14 protein-coding genes, 1 tRNA gene and 1 pseudogene are annotated in these 17,899 nt (G+C 62.6%); 4 read left to right on the top strand and 12 right to left on the bottom strand.

Going from position 1 to position 17,899, the window contains the following annotated elements; all coding sequences use genetic code 11:
• The first annotated feature begins 28 nt into the window (after positions 1-28).
• Genes prmA through J8G26_RS05525 form a run of 3 tightly spaced genes read left to right on the top strand, consistent with a single transcriptional unit; the run spans position 29 to position 3,380 of the window.
• Entirely contained in the window at positions 29-931 is a 903-nt protein-coding gene (gene prmA, locus J8G26_RS05540; RefSeq protein ID WP_210568215.1) for a 50S ribosomal protein L11 methyltransferase, read from the top strand.
• A gap of 55 nt (positions 932-986) precedes the next feature.
• Entirely contained in the window at positions 987-2,462 is a 1,476-nt protein-coding gene (locus J8G26_RS19315; RefSeq protein WP_246881240.1) for a zinc-ribbon and DUF3426 domain-containing protein, read from the top strand.
• 21 nt (positions 2,463-2,483) lie between these two features.
• Complete coding sequence (locus J8G26_RS05525; RefSeq protein ID WP_210568214.1) at positions 2,484-3,380, top strand: carbohydrate kinase family protein; 897 nt, start codon at positions 2,484-2,486, stop codon at positions 3,378-3,380.
• A gap of 127 nt (positions 3,381-3,507) precedes the next feature.
• Here J8G26_RS05525 and J8G26_RS05520 read toward each other — a convergent pair.
• The 8 genes and pseudogenes from J8G26_RS05520 to ccsA all read right to left on the bottom strand — a co-directional run.
• Positions 3,508-3,774: pseudogene (locus J8G26_RS05520) on the bottom strand (histone); the annotation flags it as partial.
• A 193-nt stretch (positions 3,775-3,967) separates the two neighbouring features.
• Entirely contained in the window at positions 3,968-5,164 is a 1,197-nt protein-coding gene (locus J8G26_RS05515) for a ribonucleotide-diphosphate reductase subunit beta (RefSeq protein ID WP_087747476.1), read from the bottom strand.
• Between the two features lie 135 nt (positions 5,165-5,299).
• Positions 5,300-8,230, bottom strand: coding sequence for a ribonucleoside-diphosphate reductase subunit alpha (locus J8G26_RS05510; protein ID WP_087747474.1), 2,931 nt, complete (start codon positions 8,228-8,230; stop codon positions 5,300-5,302).
• 368 nt (positions 8,231-8,598) lie between these two features.
• The gene (gene ampD / locus J8G26_RS05505) at positions 8,599-9,219 is read right to left on the bottom strand and encodes a 1,6-anhydro-N-acetylmuramyl-L-alanine amidase AmpD (protein ID WP_210568213.1); all 621 of its coding nucleotides are present in this window, start codon (positions 9,217-9,219) and stop codon (positions 8,599-8,601) included.
• Positions 9,203-10,693, bottom strand: a complete 1,491-nt coding sequence (locus J8G26_RS05500; protein WP_210568212.1) for a sigma-54 dependent transcriptional regulator — start codon at positions 10,691-10,693, stop codon at positions 9,203-9,205. Before J8G26_RS05500 ends, ampD begins: the two co-directional genes overlap by 17 nt.
• 15 nt (positions 10,694-10,708) lie before the next feature.
• Positions 10,709-12,412 carry a HAMP domain-containing sensor histidine kinase gene (locus J8G26_RS05495; protein ID WP_087747465.1) on the bottom strand — a complete coding sequence of 568 codons (1,704 nt, stop codon included), beginning with the start codon at positions 12,410-12,412 and terminating at the stop codon, positions 10,709-10,711.
• Positions 12,413-12,416: 4 nt separating this feature from the next.
• Positions 12,417-12,644, bottom strand: coding sequence for a PP0621 family protein (locus J8G26_RS05490; RefSeq protein ID WP_087747463.1), 228 nt, complete (start codon positions 12,642-12,644; stop codon positions 12,417-12,419).
• Positions 12,641-13,438, bottom strand: a complete 798-nt coding sequence (gene ccsA, locus J8G26_RS05485; RefSeq protein ID WP_087747461.1) for a cytochrome c biogenesis protein CcsA — start codon at positions 13,436-13,438, stop codon at positions 12,641-12,643. The genes J8G26_RS05490 and ccsA overlap by 4 nt, the downstream gene beginning before the upstream one ends.
• 86 nt (positions 13,439-13,524) lie before the next feature.
• Here ccsA and ffh point away from each other — a divergent pair, with 86 nt between their 5' ends.
• Complete coding sequence (gene ffh, locus J8G26_RS05480; protein WP_210568211.1) at positions 13,525-14,901, top strand: signal recognition particle protein; 1,377 nt, start codon at positions 13,525-13,527, stop codon at positions 14,899-14,901.
• 111 nt (positions 14,902-15,012) lie between these two features.
• Here ffh and miaB read toward each other — a convergent pair whose 3' ends face one another.
• The 4 genes from miaB to J8G26_RS05460 form a co-directional block, all read right to left on the bottom strand.
• Complete coding sequence (gene miaB, locus J8G26_RS05475; protein WP_087748378.1) at positions 15,013-16,347, bottom strand: tRNA (N6-isopentenyl adenosine(37)-C2)-methylthiotransferase MiaB; 1,335 nt, start codon at positions 16,345-16,347, stop codon at positions 15,013-15,015.
• A 91-nt stretch (positions 16,348-16,438) separates the two neighbouring features.
• Positions 16,439-16,786: a hypothetical protein gene (locus J8G26_RS05470; RefSeq protein ID WP_087748376.1), complete on the bottom strand. Its 348-nt coding sequence runs from the start codon at positions 16,784-16,786 to the stop codon at positions 16,439-16,441.
• Between the two features lie 184 nt (positions 16,787-16,970).
• Positions 16,971-17,047, bottom strand: a tRNA-Met gene (locus J8G26_RS05465).
• A gap of 24 nt (positions 17,048-17,071) precedes the next feature.
• Positions 17,072-17,851, bottom strand: a complete 780-nt coding sequence (locus J8G26_RS05460) for an enoyl-CoA hydratase (RefSeq protein ID WP_210568209.1) — start codon at positions 17,849-17,851, stop codon at positions 17,072-17,074.
• Positions 17,852-17,899 lie beyond the last annotated feature (48 nt).

The following is a 17,899-nucleotide window of genomic DNA, read 5'->3' as shown; positions in this document are numbered from 1 at the left end:
ATTTCATTTTTTCTGAGAGGCGTGTCCCATGTTTGAGCTGAGTCTGATGTGTCCGGAAGACCGCATTGAGGCGGTGAGCGATGCGCTGGACGCGCTGGATGCCCTGAGTGTGTCGGTGGAGGACGCAGACGCACAGACCGACGCCGAGCAGGCATTGTTCGGGGAGCCGGGCATGCCGCCGCCCAAGGATGGCTGGCAACGCAGCCGGGTGGTGGCCTTGTTTGCGACGGAAGCCGCCGCGCGCGACGCGCAGCAACTCTTGGCCGTGCAGGACTTTTTCGCAGGCTGCCAGGTGCTGGGTCTGGCGACCGTGCCGGAACAGGACTGGGTGCGGCTGACGCAGTCTCAGTTTGCGCCGGTCGATATCACCCCCGACTTCTGGATTGTCCCCACTTGGCACGAGTTGCCTGCGCAGGCGCTGCGCAGCATCCGGCTGGATCCGGGGTTGGCCTTTGGCACGGGCACCCATCCCACCACGCGCATGTGCCTGCGATGGATTGCGCGCCATGGTGCGGCGGGTGCCGAGGTTGGAAATCCGCTGGGGCGTGTGCTGGACTACGGTTGTGGCTCGGGCATCTTGGCCATCGGCGCGGCCAAGTTCGGTGCTACGGATATTGATGCCGTGGACATTGACCCGGCGGCCGTCGAATCCACGGTGCAGAACGCGCAGGCCAATGGTGTGCAGGTACAGGCTGGCCTGCCGGACAAGGCCCTTGGGACTTATCAGACCGTGCTGGCTAACATTCTGGCCACTCCGCTGAAGGTGCTGGCCCCATTGCTGTGCGCGCATGTCGCTTCAGGCGGGCACCTCGTGCTCGCGGGTATCCTGGAGCGCCAGGCGCAGGAGTTGCAGGAAGCCTACGCACCGTGGATCCGCCTGGAGGTTGCCGATGCCGAGGATGGCTGGATTCTCATGACGGGCTCCCGCTGAATTTCTTGTGCCGCAGCCGATTGCCTAAGGGGGCGCCAACTACCATGGATCGCAGATGAGCCAGATTACACGCTGCCCGTCCTGCACGACCAAGTTCAAGGTGGTGGCCGACCAGTTGCGCATTTCCGACGGCTGGGTGCGATGCGGGCAATGCAAGGAGGTTTTTGATGCATCGGCCCACCTGCTGCCCTCGGAGCCGCAGGCCTTGCTGCCGGATGTGTCCATGACCGCCGCGCGCCCACCGCCGACACCTGTGGCGCGTGCCACCGATGCAGGGCGCGCCTGGGGCGCCCCCACAGCTGGGGACAACTCTGCTTCTTCCGCGCCATCCATGCCGCCCACCGACTCGCACGACACATCGTGGGATTCCTCTGCGCGAGACGCTGTGCTGGATGTGCCGGGCCCGGTGGTTCCTGCATTTCTTGTTACGGAAACAGCGGTTGCATCTTCCTTAGAGACAGAGACAGAGACAGAGACAGAGACAGAGACAGAGACGATACCGCAGTCATCCAGTCCATTTCCCTGGCGATCTGGTGTGTCTGCAGGTGCCACCGATATGGCGCCGATATCCGATACGTTGTCGCCGTTCACGCAGATGGGCGGTGAAGAATCGTCCAAGGAAGAAACGCCTGCGGTCGAGATGTGCGAGAGTCCGGCCGGCTATGAGCTGCCATCTGCCGAATGGCGTGACGCGGAGTGGCCAGAAGAGTTGCGGGGTGAAAATTCGACCGCTGCAGCCGGTGCGTTGCATCCACCTACGGAGTTGCTGCGCAAGCAATCGGTTGAGGAGCAGGACATTGGTGATTTCGCGGATGCGCTTGACAGTGCGCAGGCGCAGGAGAACGGGTCAGAGCAGGGTCCTGACATGTCATTCGATGAGCCCTCATTGTCTGAATCGTCTTCCTGCAAGTCGCCGTCCGGCATGGGGCTGGGGGATGCGTTGGATGGGAACCTTCGTGACAGCATGCCGCAAGATCAGCAAGAGGATGACTTGCACGACGGGGTTTTGGGCGCAGATGAGGTGAGTTTCGTGCGCGCGGCGAAGCGCAAGGCCTTCTGGCGGCGCCCCCCTGTGCGGGTGGCGTTGGGGGCCGTTGTGTTCGTGCTGTTGTGCACATTGGCATTGCAGGTGGTGCTGCAGGAGCGCGATCGCATTGCTGCCATGGATGCGCGTGTTCGCCCTTGGCTTCAGATGCTGTGTGAACCCTTCCAATGTGCGTTGGCTCCGCTGCGGCAGATATCGGATGTCATGATCGACAGCTCTTCATTCCACAAAGGGCGCGCAGACAGCTACCAGCTGACCTTTGCCATCAAGAACCGTGCAACCGTGCCCCTTGCCACGCCTGCCATGGAATTGACCTTGACCGATGCACAGGACCAGCCTGTGCTCCGGCGGGTGTTTTTGCCGCAAGAGATGGTGGCTCCCACGGAACTGCCTGCCTTGGGCGATTGGACCGCTTCGGTTGCGGTCAACGTGACCACTGGCGGGGCACGCGTGGCGGGCTATCGGCTGCTGGCGTTTTATCCCTGATCTTTCTATCTATCTTTTGCCATGGCTGTACTGATTTGCGGTTCTCTTGCGTTTGACACCATCATGACTTTTGAAGGGCGGTTTGCCGAGCAGATCTTGCCCGATCAGTTGCATATCCTCAATGTCTCGTTTCTGGTGCCCTCCTTGCGGCGCGATTTTGGAGGATGCGCTGGCAATATTGCGTACAGCCTGCGGCTGCTGGGTGGCGAGCCGCTGCCCATGGCCATGCTGGGTAGCGACGGCACCGACTATCTGTTGCGACTGAAGGAGTTGGGCATCAGCACGGCGCACGTAGGTCAGGCCCATGACGCCTACACGGCGCAGGCCATGATCATGACGGACCGTGACAACAACCAGATCACGGCATTTCACCCTGGGGCCATGATGCAGGCCCATGCGAACCGCATTGAGCCTCGGACGGATGCGCGTCTTGGCATTGTTGCGCCCGATGGTCGGGACGCCATGCTGGAGCATGCGGCGCAGTTTGTGGCGGCAGATATTCCGTTTGTCTTCGATCCAGGCCAGGGTCTGCCCATGTTCAGCGGAGCTGAACTGTCCCGGTTTGTCGAGCAGGCCACCTGGGTCACTGTGAACGACTATGAAGGCAAGATGCTGTGCAATCGCACGGGCTGGTCATGCGCGGAAATCTCGCGCAAGGTGAAGGGGCTGATCGTCACGCTGGGGGCACAGGGTTGTGAGGTGTGGGTTGACGGAGAAAAGACATTGGTCCCTGCAGCAAAGCCGGCCCAGGTGGTGGATCCGACGGGATGTGGCGATGCATGGCGGGGTGCGCTGCTTTTTGGGTTGGAGCGCGGCTGGTCGCTCGTGCGTTGCGCCGAGTTGGGCAATCGCGTGGGGGCTCTCAAAATTGCACAGCGTGGACCGCAGAACTACACATTGGACTTCACCCCAGCCTGACGCGGCGTGCATGCCGGAGTTTGCGGTCTGTGCTGCCGATAGCAGCCCAGACATCTGGCCACCATTGTTCTGGGCATAAAAAAAACCCGGTGCACGAGCACCGGGTTGGGCACTGAATGGGCCTGGTTTACGGCTTGGTGCCGGTCGGGAAGGGCCAAGCGGCCTGGGGGTTCAGCGTGGTTTGCGCAGATGGCGCGGCCGCAGGGGCCTTCACGGCTTTCTTTGCGGGGGCTGCCTTTGGGGCAGATGCAGTAGCCTTCTTTGCAGCCACTACCTTCTTGGCAGGAGCAGCTTTCTTTGCTGGTGCAGCCTTCTTGGCGGCCACTACCTTCTTGGCAGGAGCAGCTTTCTTCGCTGGTGCAGCCTTCTTGGCGGCCGGTTTTTTCGCAGTTGCCATCATGTTCTCCTTGGGTCAATTTGCAAAGAGCACTTCCTGTCTGCAGTGGACAGAAAGCGATCCATGGGGATGGAGAAGAGCTCCATCCCCATGAACACGGGAACGCCCCACCAGGCGGCGCTCTGCGGCGCTGTCTGTGTGGGGCGTGGTGTAAAAATCCATGGTGGTGTGATGCCTGCAAAAAGGGGCGCTAATCCCAGGACAGCGCACCACCGGACTGGTATTCAATAACCCGGGTCTCGAAGAAGTTGCGTTCCTTCTTCAAATCGATCATCTCGCTCATCCACGGAAAAGGGTTTTCTTCGTTGGGAAACAGTGTCTCCAGCCCGATCTGCGTGGCCCGGCGGTTGGCGATGTAGCGCAGATAACCCTTGAACATCGAGGCGTTCATACCCAGCACGCCACGGGGCATGGTGTCTTCGGCGTAGCGGTATTCGAGTTCGACAGCCTTGAGGAACAGCGCCTTGATCTCGGCCTTGAACTCTGCCGTCCACAGGTGGGGGTTTTCCAGCTTGAGTTGGTTGATCAGGTCGATGCCGAAGTTGCAGTGCATGGACTCATCGCGCAGGATGTACTGGTATTGCTCGGCCGCACCGGTCATCTTGTTCTGGCGGCCCAGCGCCAGGATCTGCGTGAAGCCGACGTAGAAGAACAGCCCTTCCATCAGGCAGGCGAACACGATCAACGACTTGAGCAGAGTCTGATCGGTTTCGGGCGTGCCGGTGTGGAAGTTGGGGTCCATGATCGCTTCGATGAAGGGGATCAGGAACTGGTCCTTGTCGCGAATCGACTGGACTTCGTTATAGGCGTTGAATATCTCGCTCTCATCCAGGCCGAGTGACTCGACGATGTACTGGTAGGCGTGCGTGTGGATGGCTTCCTCAAACGCCTGGCGCAGCAGGAACTGTCGGCACTCAGGCGCGGTGATGTGACGGTAGGTGCCCAGCACGATGTTGTTGGCAGCCAGCGAATCGGCGGTGACGAAGAAGCCGAGGTTGCGCTTGATGATGCGGCGCTCGTCTTCGGTCAGGCCGTTGGGGTCTTTCCACAACGCGATGTCGCGCGTCATGTTCACCTCTTGCGGCATCCAGTGGTTGGCGCAGGTGGCCAGGTATTTTTCCCACGCCCACTTGTACTTGAAGGGCACCAGCTGGTTGACGTCGGTCTGGCCGTTGATGATGCGCTTGTCGGCGGCGTTCACGCGGCGTTGCGTGGCTGCAGCAGGTGTTGCTTGCAGTGCTGCGGGGGCAGGCATTGATGCATGTACTTCCTGCAGGGAAGGGGCTGGGAAAGGCAAAGGCGGCTGTCCCGCCGGGTGGCTTTTGTGCAGTCCACCGTCCAGTTGATTTTGCGATGAGGGCTTGACTTCTTCGTCCCAGGTCAACATAGATTTTCCAGTGTTCGGATTATGAAAGCAGTGCTGCAAAAAGAAAAGCACTGAAGCGTTGTGCAGCAACGATTTGTTGCTTCACAGCACATGCGCAACGCCTCGGAAGAGTTCGAGGCGTTGCACGTAAAGTCTTTATTGGCAGGCTTCGCAGCCAGGATCGTCGATGGCGCAGAACTTGACGTCCGTGGCAGGCACCGCTGCTGCTTGATTGGCCGCCGCAGCGGCTGCCGCTTCCAGTGCGGTGGGCTTGGCATGTGCAGGTGCCGAAGCCGCAGTTGCGCCACCATCGGTGCCAGACGAAACCGAGTTGAGCTGGCGCGTATTTACGGTGCTCATCTCGACGTGGGTCGCGCTTTGTGTGCGCAGGTAATACGTAGTCTTGAGGCCGCGTACCCAGGCGAGTTTGTAGGTGTCGTCCAGTTTCTTGCCTGATGCACCTGCCATATAGATGTTCAGGCTCTGCGCCTGGTCGATCCACTTCTGGCGACGCGATGCGGCCTCCACCAGCCACTGGGGTTCGACTTCAAACGCCGTGGAGTACAGCGCCTTGATGTCCTGCGGCACGCGGTCGATAGGATGCAGCGAGCCCTTGAAGTGCTTGAGGTCCATGATCATTACGTCGTCCCACAGGCCCAGGCGCTTGAGGTCGCGCACCAGGCCGCCGTTGATGACCGTGAACTCACCCGACAGGTTGGACTTGACCGACAGGTTGCCGAACGACGGTTCGATCGACGCATCGACACCGATGATGTTCGAGATGGTCGCCGTGGGGGCGATGGCGACGCAGTTGGAGTTGCGCATACCGTCTTGCGCGATCTTCTTGCGCAGGGCTTCCCAGTCCAGCGTGGACGAACGGTCCACTTCCACATAGCCGCCACGGGCTTGCGAGAGCATGTTCAGCGTGTCGAAAGGCAGGATGCCGCGATCCCACAGCGAGCCCTTGTAGCTGGAGTACTTGCCGCGCTCCCGGGCCAGCTCGGTGGACGCCCAGTAGGCGTAGTAGCAGATGGCTTCCATCGACTGGTCGGCAAACTCCACGGCTTCCTGCGAAGCGTAAGGAATGCGCAAATCGTACAGGCTGTCCTGGAAGGCCATCACGCCCAGGCCCACCGGGCGGTGGCGCAGGTTGGAGTCGCGGGCCTTCTTGACGGCGTAGTAGTTGATGTCGATCACGTTGTCGAGCATGCGCATGGCCACCGTGATGGTCTTCTTGAGCTTGTCGTGGTCGATCTGGCCGTCCTTGATGTGCTGCAGCAGATTGACCGAGCCCAGGTTGCACACAGCGGTTTCGGTGTCGCTGGTGTTGAGCGTGATCTCGGTGCACAGGTTGGACGAATGCACCACGCCGGCGTGCTGCTGGGGCGAGCGCACATTGCAGGCATCCTTGAAGGTGATCCAGGGATGGCCGGTCTCGAACAGCATGGTCAGCATCTTGCGCCACAGGTCCGTGGCCTGCACGGTCTTGGCGGGCTTGATCTCGCCACGCGCTGCCTTCTCTTCGTAGGCGACATAGGCCTTTTCGAAGGCGGCGCCGAACAGGTCGTGCAGGTCGGGCACGTCGGACGGCGAGAACAGGGTCCAGGTGCCCTTTTCCATCACGCGGCGCATGAACAGGTCGGGGATCCAGTTGGCCGTGTTCATGTCGTGCGTGCGGCGGCGGTCGTCGCCGGTGTTCTTGCGCAGCTCCAGGAACTCTTCGATGTCCAGATGCCAGGTTTCCAGGTAGGTGCAGACGGCGCCCTTGCGCTTGCCGCCCTGGTTCACGGCCACAGCCGTGTCGTTGACCACCTTGAGGAAGGGCACCACGCCCTGCGATTCGCCGTTGGTGCCCTTGATATGGCTGCCCAGGGCACGCACGCGGGTCCAGTCGTTGCCCAGGCCGCCGGCAAACTTGGACAGCAGGGCATTTTCCTTGATCGACTCGTATATGCCATCGAGGTCGTCGGGCACCGTGGTCAGGTAGCAGCTCGACAGTTGCGAGCGCAGCGTGCCGCTGTTGAACAGCGTGGGCGTGCTGGACATGAAGTCGAAGCTGGAGAGGATTTCATAGAACTCGATCGCGCGGGCTTCGCGGTCGATTTCGTTCAGGGATAGGCCCATGGCCACGCGCATGAAGAAAGCCTGGGGCAGTTCGATGCGGCTTTTCTTGACGTGCAGGAAGTAGCGGTCATACAGGGTCTGCAGACCGAGGTAATCGAATTTCAGGTCGCGGTCCGCCTTGAGCGCGGCGCCCAGGCGCTGCAGGTCGTATTGCAGCAGGCGTTCATCGAGCAGGTCGTTTTCCACCCCCTTCTTGATGAACTGCGGGAAATAGTCCACATAGCTTTGCGCCATGTCGCTCTGGGTGACTTCGCGGCCCAGCACTTCCCGCACGATGGTGTGCAGCAGCAGGCGCGCCGTGGCGTAGGTGTAGTCCGGATCTTTCTCGATCAGGGTGCGCGCGGCGAGGATGGATGCCTTGTAGACCTCTTCCATCGGAACGCCGTCATACAGGTTGCGCATGGTTTCCGCCACGATGGGCTGGGCGCTGACGTCTGCACCCAGGCCGACACAGGCCGATGCAATGAGCGACTGCAGGCGTGCCAGGTCCAGCGCCACACGCTCGCCGCCGTCAATGACATGCAGCTGGGGGGCGGCAGGCGTCTGCTCTTCGGTTTGCCGGGCGCGTTCCTGGGTGCGGCGCTCGCGATAAAGCACATAGGCCCGGGCAATTTCATGGTGGCCGCCGCGCATCAGGCCCAGTTCCACCTGGTCTTGCACGTCTTCAATATGGAAGGTGCCTCCGCCGGGGCGTGAGCGCATCAGCGCGCGAATCACGTTTTGCGTTAGCGCATCCACCACCTCGCGCACGCTGGCTGATGCAGCGCCCTGCGTGCCGTGCACGGCCAGGAAGGCTTTCATCATGGCGACAGCTATTTTTTGCGGCTCAAACGGGACGACAGCACCGTTGCGCCGAATGATCTGGTAGTGCGTCAGCACGTTGGCCGCAGCGCCGCCGTGAGTGGGCAACCCCTGCGGGGTGGCGGCGAGGGCGGCGGGCGGGGTGTTCAAAGCAGCTTGCATGGGTGTCCTCTTCTGTGGGCTGTGCGGGATGGGCTGGCGGGCTGGAAAAGCAGTCGCGGAATTCGCAGGGTGCAACGGCTTTCAATCAGCAGCACGCTATATGTGGTGTGTCGTGAGTGTTCAAGACACTACCGGTAGTGTACAGCCGGGAAAACCCTTCCTGTCTCAAACAAGTTGTTGATAGGGCGCGAAGTAGGACATCGACAGGCCCGGCAAGCCCCATGCAGCGGGCTTTCCATGACCGAAATCAAGCAAAATAGGGCGATACAGGCGGTTTTCCGATAGCGAGCCGCATGGATATTGCGGCAGACTTTTTTTAAGCCGCCGGATGGCGGCGCCAGTGCTGATGTTTGCGTGCTACAGCGGCATCATCGGATGGTGTTGGCAGCGCCTCGGGTTTCGATGGGGAACCGCGCGAGGGGCCACGCGAGCAGGTTTTGCAGCTGCGTCCAGTTGAATCCCGGGCCGGGGTCTTGCTTGCGTCCTGGGGCGATATGTTCATGTCCCGCCACATGGGCCACGGGGTAGCGCCCTGCAAGGTCGGCGCACAGGCGGGCCAGCACCTCGTATTGCGCCGGCTCGAAGGTCCGTCCTTCGAGTCCCTCCAGCTCGATACCAATCGAGTCGTCGTTGCATTGGGCGCGGCCGCGATAGCAGGACTGGCCAGCATGCCAGGCGCGCTGGTCGCAGTCGACAAATTGCCAGAGGGTGCCATCCCGCTCTATGAAGAAGTGCGACGACACCTGCAGCCCGCGGATGCTTTGAAAGTACGGGTGCGCGTCCCAGTCGAGGGTGTTGGCAAACAACTGTTGCACTGCCCCGCTGCCATATTGTCCCGGCGGAAGGCTGATGGAGTGGACAACGATCAGGTCGATGCCGGCGCCATGGGGTCGTGGACCAAAATTAGGCGAGGGCTGCCTGAGGGCGTTCCGATGCCAGCCCGCGTCCCACAAAGTTCGCGCTGCAGGTTCGTCAGGCAAGGTCGTCATGTACGTCGTTGTCGTTCGGCGCAGCAATGTTCAAGCGGGCAATGCGGTAGCGGATCTGGCGCAGGCTGATGCCCAGCCGTGCTGCAGTGGCTGTCCGGTTGAAGTGGGACTCGCGCAGTGCGCGCACCAGGATCTCCCGCTCCTGCTGGTCCAGCCAGGCCTGAAGGTCATTGGGCAACGTGGCGCATGGGGGTGGCCCACTGGCCCCGTGCGTGCCAGAGGGTACTTCGGTGATGGGTGCTGGCGGGGCGGGCCGGGTGCCGAAGGCCTCTGCGGTGGAAGTGGCGCACTCCACATGCAGTTCGTCTCCGTCACTCAGCGCCACGGCGCGGTGCAGCAGGTTTTCCAGCTCGCGCACGTTGCCGGTGAGGGGATGGCTGGCGATGGCGCTCAGCGCACGCTCTGTCAGCGCCGGTGGCTTGATGCCCGATTCGTGCGCAATGCGGGCCAGCAAGGCGGCGCACAGGGCGGGCAGGTCCTCCCGGCGCTCGCGCAGCGGCGGAATGACGATCTCGATCACGTTCAGGCGGTAATACAGGTCCTGGCGGAATCGCCCCGACAGCACGTCGGCAGCGAGGTCGCGGTGGGTGGCGCTCACGATGCGCACGTCCACGGTCTCCTCCTGGGTCGAACCCAGGGGGCGCACGCTGCGCTCTTGTATGGCGCGCAGCAGTTTCGATTGCATTGCCAGGGGCAGGTCGCCGATTTCGTCGAGAAACAGGGTGCCGCCGCGTGCTGCCTGAAAATATCCGTCGCGATCCTGGTGGGAGCCGGTGTACGAACCCTTGCGGGCGCCAAAGAACTCGGCTTCCAGCAGATTTTCAGGGATGGCACCGCAATTGACGGCAACGAGCGGGCCGTCAGAGCGCTGGCTGCTGGCGTGCAGTGCCTTGGCCACCAGTTCCTTGCCTGTGCCGGATTCGCCATGTATCAGCACCGGGGCCATGCTGCGGGCCACCTTGGCGATGCGCTGCTTGACATTGCGAATGGCCTGCGAATCGCCCACGAGGCGGTCCAGCGCCTCGCCGGTGCCGGCCTGCTCGGTCGCACTGCTGCCTGGGCGACCCGGGCTGCGGCTGGAGCGCGGGGCAGGCACACCGCCGGTGCCCTGGATGGCAGATGCCACCACAGAGCGAAACTGTTTCAGATCCACCGGCTTGGTCAGGTAGTCGAATGCCCCTGCGCGCAGGGCCTCGACGGCGTTCTCGGCCGAGCCGTAAGCCGTCATGACCACGCAGCGCTCCCGGCGCTGCTGGTCCCGCAAATCCTGCAACAACTCCATGCCAAAGCCGTCGGGCAGACGCATGTCGGTGATGACGGCGTCAAACCGCTGGTCTTTCAGTTGCTGGCGCGCCTCCTGCACGCTGGAGGCGGTCTCCACGCGGTAGCCTTCGCGCAGCAGCGTCAGTTCGTACAGGGTGCGCAGATCGGGCTCGTCGTCGATCACGAGGATGGAGGCGGTTGGGGCGTTCATGGGTGCAGGAGCGATTCAGACCACGATGGTGTCAAAAAGGGTGGCATTTTCGGCGGGGCGTGTGTTGCGGCGAAAACCTACGGTGAACGCATTACCGCCGATCTTGCCGCGCGCTGTGGCGTACACCAGGCGCTGGTAACCAATGGAGGCGCCGTGGCGCTGACACAGCTCACGGCAGATATACAGGCCCAGTCCGCTGGATCGACTTTCCGAGGAAAAGAAGGGCTCGAACAGGTGGCGCTCCACTGATTTGTCCATGGGCGCGCCATCGCTCCACACCTGCAGGCTGATGGGCCCTGAGGGGCTGACGCGCGTGGTGATGATCAGGGAATCGTTTTCCTGGCTCTTGTAGCGCAGGGCGTTGTCCAGCAGGTTGAAAAGGACACGCCGCAGATGCTCGGTATCGAACTCGATCTGGGCGCCCTGGGCCATCAGTGAAATGGTGGCGCGGCGCTGCGCCGGATCATGGCGTTGCCAGTCAGCGCAGATCTGGGCCACGGATTCGTCCAGCATCAGTGTGGAGGCGGGCGCGTGGCTGATCTGGTGTTGCACCCGCGCAATGTCCAGCACCTCCTCGGCGATGCGCGCCAGGCGCTCCGCGTTCTGTCGCACCATTTGGGCGAGTCGTTTCTGGCCCGGGTCGTGCAGATCCTCTTCGAGCAAGGCATTGGCCTGGACAATGGCCGCCAGCGGGTTGCGTATTTCGTGGGCCACGGCAGCGGACATGCGGCCCATGGAGGCCAGCTTTTCGGTGCGCAAACGGGCCTCGAGCTCGCGCAGATCGTGCAGGAACATCACGCACAAGCGCTCGCCGGCCTCTTGCAGGGATTCATGGCGCGCGGCGGTCAGCCAGGTGCGCACATGCAGCCCGGTGGGGCTCTGCCCGGGGTGAAACAGGTCTGTGTCGGCCGTGACGGGCTGGTCCTGGCGAAACGTGCGTTGCGCCAGTCGTACCAGCGGTTGCCAGGCGGGGCTGTCGTCCAGGGCAAAAGGGGGCTTCAGCGCGCTGGGGCCGCCCAGCAACAGCAGTGCGGCAGGGTTGGCAATCCGCACCATGTCCTGACTGTCCAGCACCAGCACGCCGTCGGTGAGATGCTCGATCACCAGCGCGTTCACCTGGGACTGCACTCTCGCGGCCAGCTGGCTTTGCTGGGCCAGCTGCTGTTCGCGCGCCAGTCGCACCGACAGCTGGTGCACCAGGTAGCTGATGATGAAAAAGCCGGTGCCTGTCAGGGCGCTCTGGAGATAGCGCGCGGCGTCATCGCCCCCGTTGTGCTGGCCCTGCCACCAGGCCCAGGCCAGCAATAACAAGGTGACGCCCGCCGTCGTGCCCAGGGCCAGGGTCAGCGTGCCCAGCACAGCCGCCATCAGGATGGGCAGGCCGAACAGGGGCGTGTAATTCATCGTGCCGGCCTGCAGCAACTGCAAGGCGCACACGGCCGCCAGATCCACGCCGATGAACGGGAGCCATTGCGGGCCCGCCGCGGGCTGCGGAGGGGCGCGGCCTGTCAGGGCGCGCTCGGCCACGGTGGCTGCCAGATAGGCCAGGCACACCGCCAGCACGGCCGGCTCGGCTCCCAGGTTGATGAACTGGCCCAGGCCCTGCAAAAAAAGCAGTGCCAGCGCGACCATGACGCGGCCGGTCAGGAACCCCCGCCACAGGCGTACAAAAGGGGCATCGACGGCAGAAAGAGAAAGGCCGGCGGGCAGGAGAGGCATTGCGTCAGGCGCTGTGTTGGCGCCTGTGCTCGGCGCAGCAGTAGGCGTGCTGCCCCAGCATCAGGGCCTCAGTGCGTGGCACATGCAACCCGCAGTGGTCGCAGGCCACCATGTCCTGCGGCAGGGCGGGCGGGCGGGGCGCTGCCTTTGCGGCGCCGGATGCGGTGGGGCGGCGGCTGCGCCAGATGCCCACGGCCACCACCAGAACCACCAGCAAAACGAGGTATTTCATGCGTTGCGACCCAATACGACTTCCATCACGAAGCGCGAACCCACATAGGCCAGCAACAAAAGCCCGGCGCCAGCGTAGAGCATGCGCACAGCATTGCGCCCCCGCCAGCCAAAGCGCGAGCGGCCCAGCAGCAGGGCCGCAAAGGTGATCCATGACAGCAGCGAGAAGATCGCCTTGTGGTCCCAACGCCCTGCATGCCCGTAAAGCGTTTCCCCAAACAGCCAGCCAGCCAGCAGGGTGGCCGTCAACAGCACGAAGCCGGCGGTCACGAAGCGGAAGGTGAGCCGCTCCAGCGTGAGCAGCGGGATGCCGTTTTGCGGGTCTGCGGCCTGGCGGATATGGCGCTCGGCGCGTGTCATGAGCCAAGCATGCACTACCGCCGCGGCGAAAAGTCCGTAGCAGGCAATGCCCAGTGCCAGGTGCAGCGGCAGCCAGGCCGAAGCGGCCACATGCAGGGGCTGGCCAGGAAACAGCAGGCTCAGCACGATGGCCGCCGCGCCCAGCATCGCCAGGATCCAGCGGGCCTGCAACTGTGGGAAAAGCTGCCGCTCCACGGCATACATGGTGAGCACCAGCCACGCGGTCATCGACAGCGCGGGCGCGAAACCGAAGCGGGGGGCTTCGCCCCATAGACCCCACACCAGCACGGCGGCGTGCAGCACCCACGCCAGCAGCAGCGCGTTGCGCGCTGCGGTGGCGCTCAGGCGCGAGGACGCCGCCGCCGACACGGCATACGCGGCAGCGGCTGCCAGGGCCAATAGCCAACTGGCAGGGGAAGCACTGGGTAAAATCATGACTGACAGTTTAGCCTTTCGCCCACCGCCAGCGCCCTGGCGGGTCCGCGCGCCGATGGCGCTCGCGGGCACTACCGGAATACCCTATGGCATCCGCCCTTACCGACAAACTCACGCGCCTCGTCAAGGAGATGCGTGGCCAGGCCCGCATCACCGAGTCCAACGTTACGGACATGTTGCGCGAGGTGCGCATGGCCCTGCTCGAAGCCGACGTGGCCCTGCCCGTGGTGCGCGACTTCATTGCCCGCGTCAAGGAAAAAGCCCTGGGCCAGGAGGTGCTGGGCTCGCTCAAACCCGGGCAGACGCTGGTCAGCATCGTCAACCGCGAACTCGCCGCCACCATGGGCGAGGGCGTGGCCGACATCAACCTGGCCGCCCAGCCGCCTGCCGTGATCCTGATGGCCGGCCTGCAGGGCGCGGGAAAAACCACCACCACCGCCAAGCTGGCCAAGCACCTGATCGAAAAGCGCAAGAAGAAGGTGCTGACCGTGTCCGGCGACGTGTACCGCCCAGCCGCCATCGAGCAACTCAAGACGGTGACCAGGCAGGCCGGTGCCGAGTGGTTCCCCAGCACGCCCGATCAGAAGCCGCTCGATATCGCTCTGGCCGCCCTCGACTACGCCAAGAAGCATTACTTTGATGTGCTGCTGGTGGACACCGCGGGCCGCCTGGCCATCGATGAAGCCTTGATGAAGGAAATCAAGGATCTGTATGCCGCGCTGAACCCGGTCGAAACCCTGTTCGTGGTCGATGCCATGCAGGGCCAGGACGCCATCAACACCGCCAAGGCTTTCAAGGAGGCGCTGCCGCTGACCGGTATCGTGCTGACGAAGCTCGATGGTGATTCGCGTGGCGGTGCCGCACTGTCGGTGCGCCAGATCACGGGGGCACCCATCAAGTTTGCCGGGGTGTCCGAAAAGCTCGATGGCCTGGAAGTGTTCGACGCCGAGCGCCACGCCGGCCGCATCCTGGGCATGGGCGACATCGTGGCGCTGGTTGAGCAGGTGACTGCGGGCGTGGACATCGAAGCCGCCCAGAAGCTGGCTGCCAAGGTCAAGAGCGGCGACGGCTTTGATCTGAACGACTTTCTCTCGCAGATCCAGCAGATGAAGCAGATGGGCGGTCTGTCCAGCCTGATGGACAAGCTGCCGTCTCAGCTGACCGCCAAGGCCGGTGCCCTGGACATGGACAAGGCCGAAAAAGACATCAAACGCAAGGAAGGCATCATCCAGAGCATGACGCCCTTGGAGCGCCGCAAGCCCGAGCTCATCAAGGCCACGCGCAAGAAGCGCATCGCCAATGGTGCGGGCGTGCATGTGCAAGAGGTCAACCGCCTGCTCAAGGAGTTCGAGCAGATGCAGGGCATGATGAAAAAGATGAAGGGCGGCGGCCTGATGAAGATGATGAAGAAGATGGGCGGTATGAAAGGCTTGGGCGGTGGCATGCCCAAGATGCCGTTCTGATTTTTTGGTGTTTTTGGCCTCAAGCGCTTGTGTGGTAAGCGCTAGTAGCTATAAAAACAGAAGCAAAAACCGGTGCAAGGCCGGTTTTGGATGGATTGGATGCGCAGGTGCTCAAGCGTTTTCGCGCACCAGCACCTCGCCGCGCAGTGTGTAGGCCTTGGCTTCAGTGATGCTCACATCCACCATTTGCCCCACCAGGCGGGGTTGGCCGACAAAGTTGACCACGCGGTTGCATTCGGTGCGGCCCATCAGCTCGGTGGCGTCGCGCTTGGAGGCGCCTTCCACCAGAATGCGCTGCACCGTGCCCACGCGGCTTTCGCTGATGGACTTGATGTTGGCGTTGATGACGCTTTGCAGGTGCTGCAGGCGGCGCAGCTTCACATCGTGCGGCGTGTCGTCGTGCAGGCCCGCCGCCGGTGTGCCGGGGCGGGGGCTGAAGATGAAGCTGAAGCTGTTGTCGAAGTGGATGTCGTCAATCAGCTTCATCATTTTGTTGAAGTCGTCTTCCGTCTCGCCGGGGAAGCCCACGATGAAATCGCTGCTCATCGCCAGGTCAGGGCGGATGGCGCGCAGCTTCTTCACCGTGCTCTTGTATTCCATGGCGGTGTAGCCGCGCTTCATGGCCATCAGGATGCGGTCGCTGCCATGCTGCACCGGCAGGTGCAGGTGGCTGGCCAGCTTGGGGATGTTGGCGTAGGCCTCGATCAGCCGGGGCGTGAACTCGTTGGGGTGGCTGGTGGTGTAGCGGATGCGCTCAATGCCCGGGATGTCGGCCACGTATTCGAGCAGCAGGGCGAAGTCGGCAATTTCTGCCGTGTCGCCCATCTTGCCCAGGTAGGCGTTGACGTTCTGACCCAGCAGGGTGATTTCTTTCACGCCCTGGTCGGCCAGGCCCGCCACTTCGACCAGCACGTCGTCAAACGGGCGGCTCACTTCTTCGCCGCGCGTGTAGGGCACCACGCAGTAGCTGCAGTATTTGCTGCAGCCTTCCATGATCGATACAAAGGCCGATGCGCCCTCGACCCGTGCAGGCGGCAGGTGGTCGAATTTCTCGATCTCGGGGAAGCTGATGTCCACCTGGGGCTTGTTCAGGCGCGCACGCTGGTTCAGCATCTCGGGCAGGCGGTGCAGGGTTTGCGGGCCAAACACCACGTCCACATAAGGCGCGCGCTTGATGATCTCGGCACCCTCCTGGCTGGCCACGCAGCCGCCCACGCCGATGAGCACGCCCTTTTCCTTGAGGTGCTTGATGCGCCCGAGGTCGCTGAAGACCTTTTCCTGCGCCTTTTCGCGCACCGAGCAGGTGTTGAACAGGATCAGGTCGGCTTCATCCACGTTTTGCGTGGCTTCGTAACCCTGGGCGGCGCCCAGCACGTCGGCCATCTTGTCCGAGTCGTACTCGTTCATCTGGCAACCGAAGGTTTTGATAAAGACTTTTTTGGACATGGCGATTTCTTCAACGGGAATGCACGCCATGGCGCACAGGGGCGTCGTGGCGTGGACTGTGCACCACCGGGCAGGCCAGTGGTGGCAACGGTTATTTCTGCGCCGAATCCGACTCGGCGCGGAAGTTGCGCTCGACGGAGTCGCTGCCCTTGCGTGGCTGGCTCGCCTCTGCCTGGGTGAGGATCCAGGCAGAAATCAACAGGCCCGTGCCGGGTTCAATGACATAGTTGACCTTGAAGCTTTGCCCCAAGACCGTGTGCGCCATGACCAGCGTGTTCTGCGGGCTGAACAGCCGCATGCCAGGCGCCATGCGGATGGCGCGCCCGTTCAGGGTGGCATCGGCGGTGCTGTTGAGGGTGAGATTGCCGCGCAGCGCGGCTTCGGGAAAGTTGCGCACCATGCCCATGCCCGAAGGCACCTGGGCGGTGGCGGGGGTCATGGCCAGCACCAGTGCGGTGACCCATGCGCTCGCAAGGGCGCGACCACAGTGGCGAGGTGACGCGGTGGCCGAAAGCGACTTGAAGTGGCAGCGGTTCATGGTGTGTATCCAGAGGCTGTGGGGGCAAAGGAGCCCGATTTTATGGGCCAAGAAAAAAGCCAGCGCGAGGCTGGCTTTTTTGATTTGGTGGTGATAGGTGGATTTGAACCACCGACATCAGCATTATGAATGCTGCGCTCTAACCAACTGAGCTATATCACCGAAGAGCAATATTATAGAACAAATTTACTGGTGGGTGAAGTTCGCCGCGCGCTTGTTCACAAAAGCATCCATGCCTTCCTTCTGGTCCTGGGTGGCGAACAGCGAATGGAACAGGCGGCGCTCAAACATCACGCCATCGGACAGGGAGCTCTCGAAGGCCCGATTGACCGACTCCTTCGCCGCCATGACGGCGATCTGCGAGAAGTTCGCAATGGTCAGGGCTGCGCCCAGGGCTTCTTCCATCAGCTTGTCCAGGGAGACCACACGGCTCACCAGGCCGGCGCGTTCGGCTTCCACCGCGTCCATCATGCGCGCGGTGAGGGCCATGTCCATGGCTTTGGCCTTGCCCACCGCGCGCGGCAGGCGCTGCGTGCCGCCCGCGCCGGGAATGACGCCGAGCTTGATTTCGGGCTGGCCGAACTTGGCGTTGTCGGCGGCGATGATGAAGTCGCACATCATGGCCAGTTCGCAGCCGCCGCCCAGTGCAAAGCCGCTCACGGCGGCAATCACGGGTTTGCGGATGGAGCGGATGGTTTCCCAGTTGCGGGTGATGTAGTCGCCCTTGTAGGCGTCGGCAAAGCTGTATTTGGCCATGGCGCCAATGTCGGCACCCGCCGCAAACGCCTTTTCGCTGCCCGTGATGATGGTGCAGCCGATCTTTTCATCGGCGTCAAAAGCCTTGAGCGCCTCGCCCAGCTCGTTCATGAGCTGGTCGTTCAGGGCATTGAGTTGTTTGGGGCGGTTGAGCGTGATGACGCCAACCTTGTCCGCTTCGGTGCGAACTTCAATGGTTTCGTAGGCCATGAAATCTCCTGGGTTGATGGGTTCAAACAACTTTGAGGACTATACCGA

The sequence above is a fragment of the Acidovorax sp. JG5 genome (genome assembly GCF_017939685.1).
Taxonomy (GTDB): Bacteria; Pseudomonadota; Gammaproteobacteria; order Burkholderiales; family Burkholderiaceae_C; genus Acidovorax.
Note: the sequence above shows the minus strand (reverse complement) of the source record. Positions and strands in the feature narration are given on the sequence as shown.

Bases quoted from the DNA above. Each gene is read 5' to 3' on its own strand.
- prmA (WP_210568215.1), top strand. From the start codon at position 29: ATGTTTGAGCTGAGTCTGATGTGTCCGGAAGACCGCATTGAGGCGGTG.
- J8G26_RS19315 (WP_246881240.1), top strand. From the start codon at position 987: ATGAGCCAGATTACACGCTGCCCGTCCTGCACGACCAAGTTCAAGGTG.
- J8G26_RS05525 (WP_210568214.1), top strand. From the start codon at position 2,484: ATGGCTGTACTGATTTGCGGTTCTCTTGCGTTTGACACCATCATGACT.
- J8G26_RS05515 (WP_087747476.1), bottom strand. From the start codon at position 5,164: ATGTTGACCTGGGACGAAGAAGTCAAGCCCTCATCGCAAAATCAACTG.
- J8G26_RS05510 (WP_087747474.1), bottom strand. From the start codon at position 8,230: ATGCAAGCTGCTTTGAACACCCCGCCCGCCGCCCTCGCCGCCACCCCG.
- ampD (WP_210568213.1), bottom strand. From the start codon at position 9,219: ATGACGACCTTGCCTGACGAACCTGCAGCGCGAACTTTGTGGGACGCG.
- J8G26_RS05500 (WP_210568212.1), bottom strand. From the start codon at position 10,693: ATGAACGCCCCAACCGCCTCCATCCTCGTGATCGACGACGAGCCCGAT.
- J8G26_RS05495 (WP_087747465.1), bottom strand. From the start codon at position 12,412: ATGCCTCTCCTGCCCGCCGGCCTTTCTCTTTCTGCCGTCGATGCCCCT.
- J8G26_RS05490 (WP_087747463.1), bottom strand. From the start codon at position 12,644: ATGAAATACCTCGTTTTGCTGGTGGTTCTGGTGGTGGCCGTGGGCATC.
- ccsA (WP_087747461.1), bottom strand. From the start codon at position 13,438: ATGATTTTACCCAGTGCTTCCCCTGCCAGTTGGCTATTGGCCCTGGCA.
- ffh (WP_210568211.1), top strand. From the start codon at position 13,525: ATGGCATCCGCCCTTACCGACAAACTCACGCGCCTCGTCAAGGAGATG.
- miaB (WP_087748378.1), bottom strand. From the start codon at position 16,347: ATGTCCAAAAAAGTCTTTATCAAAACCTTCGGTTGCCAGATGAACGAG.
- J8G26_RS05470 (WP_087748376.1), bottom strand. From the start codon at position 16,786: ATGACCCCCGCCACCGCCCAGGTGCCTTCGGGCATGGGCATGGTGCGC.
- J8G26_RS05460 (WP_210568209.1), bottom strand. From the start codon at position 17,851: ATGGCCTACGAAACCATTGAAGTTCGCACCGAAGCGGACAAGGTTGGC.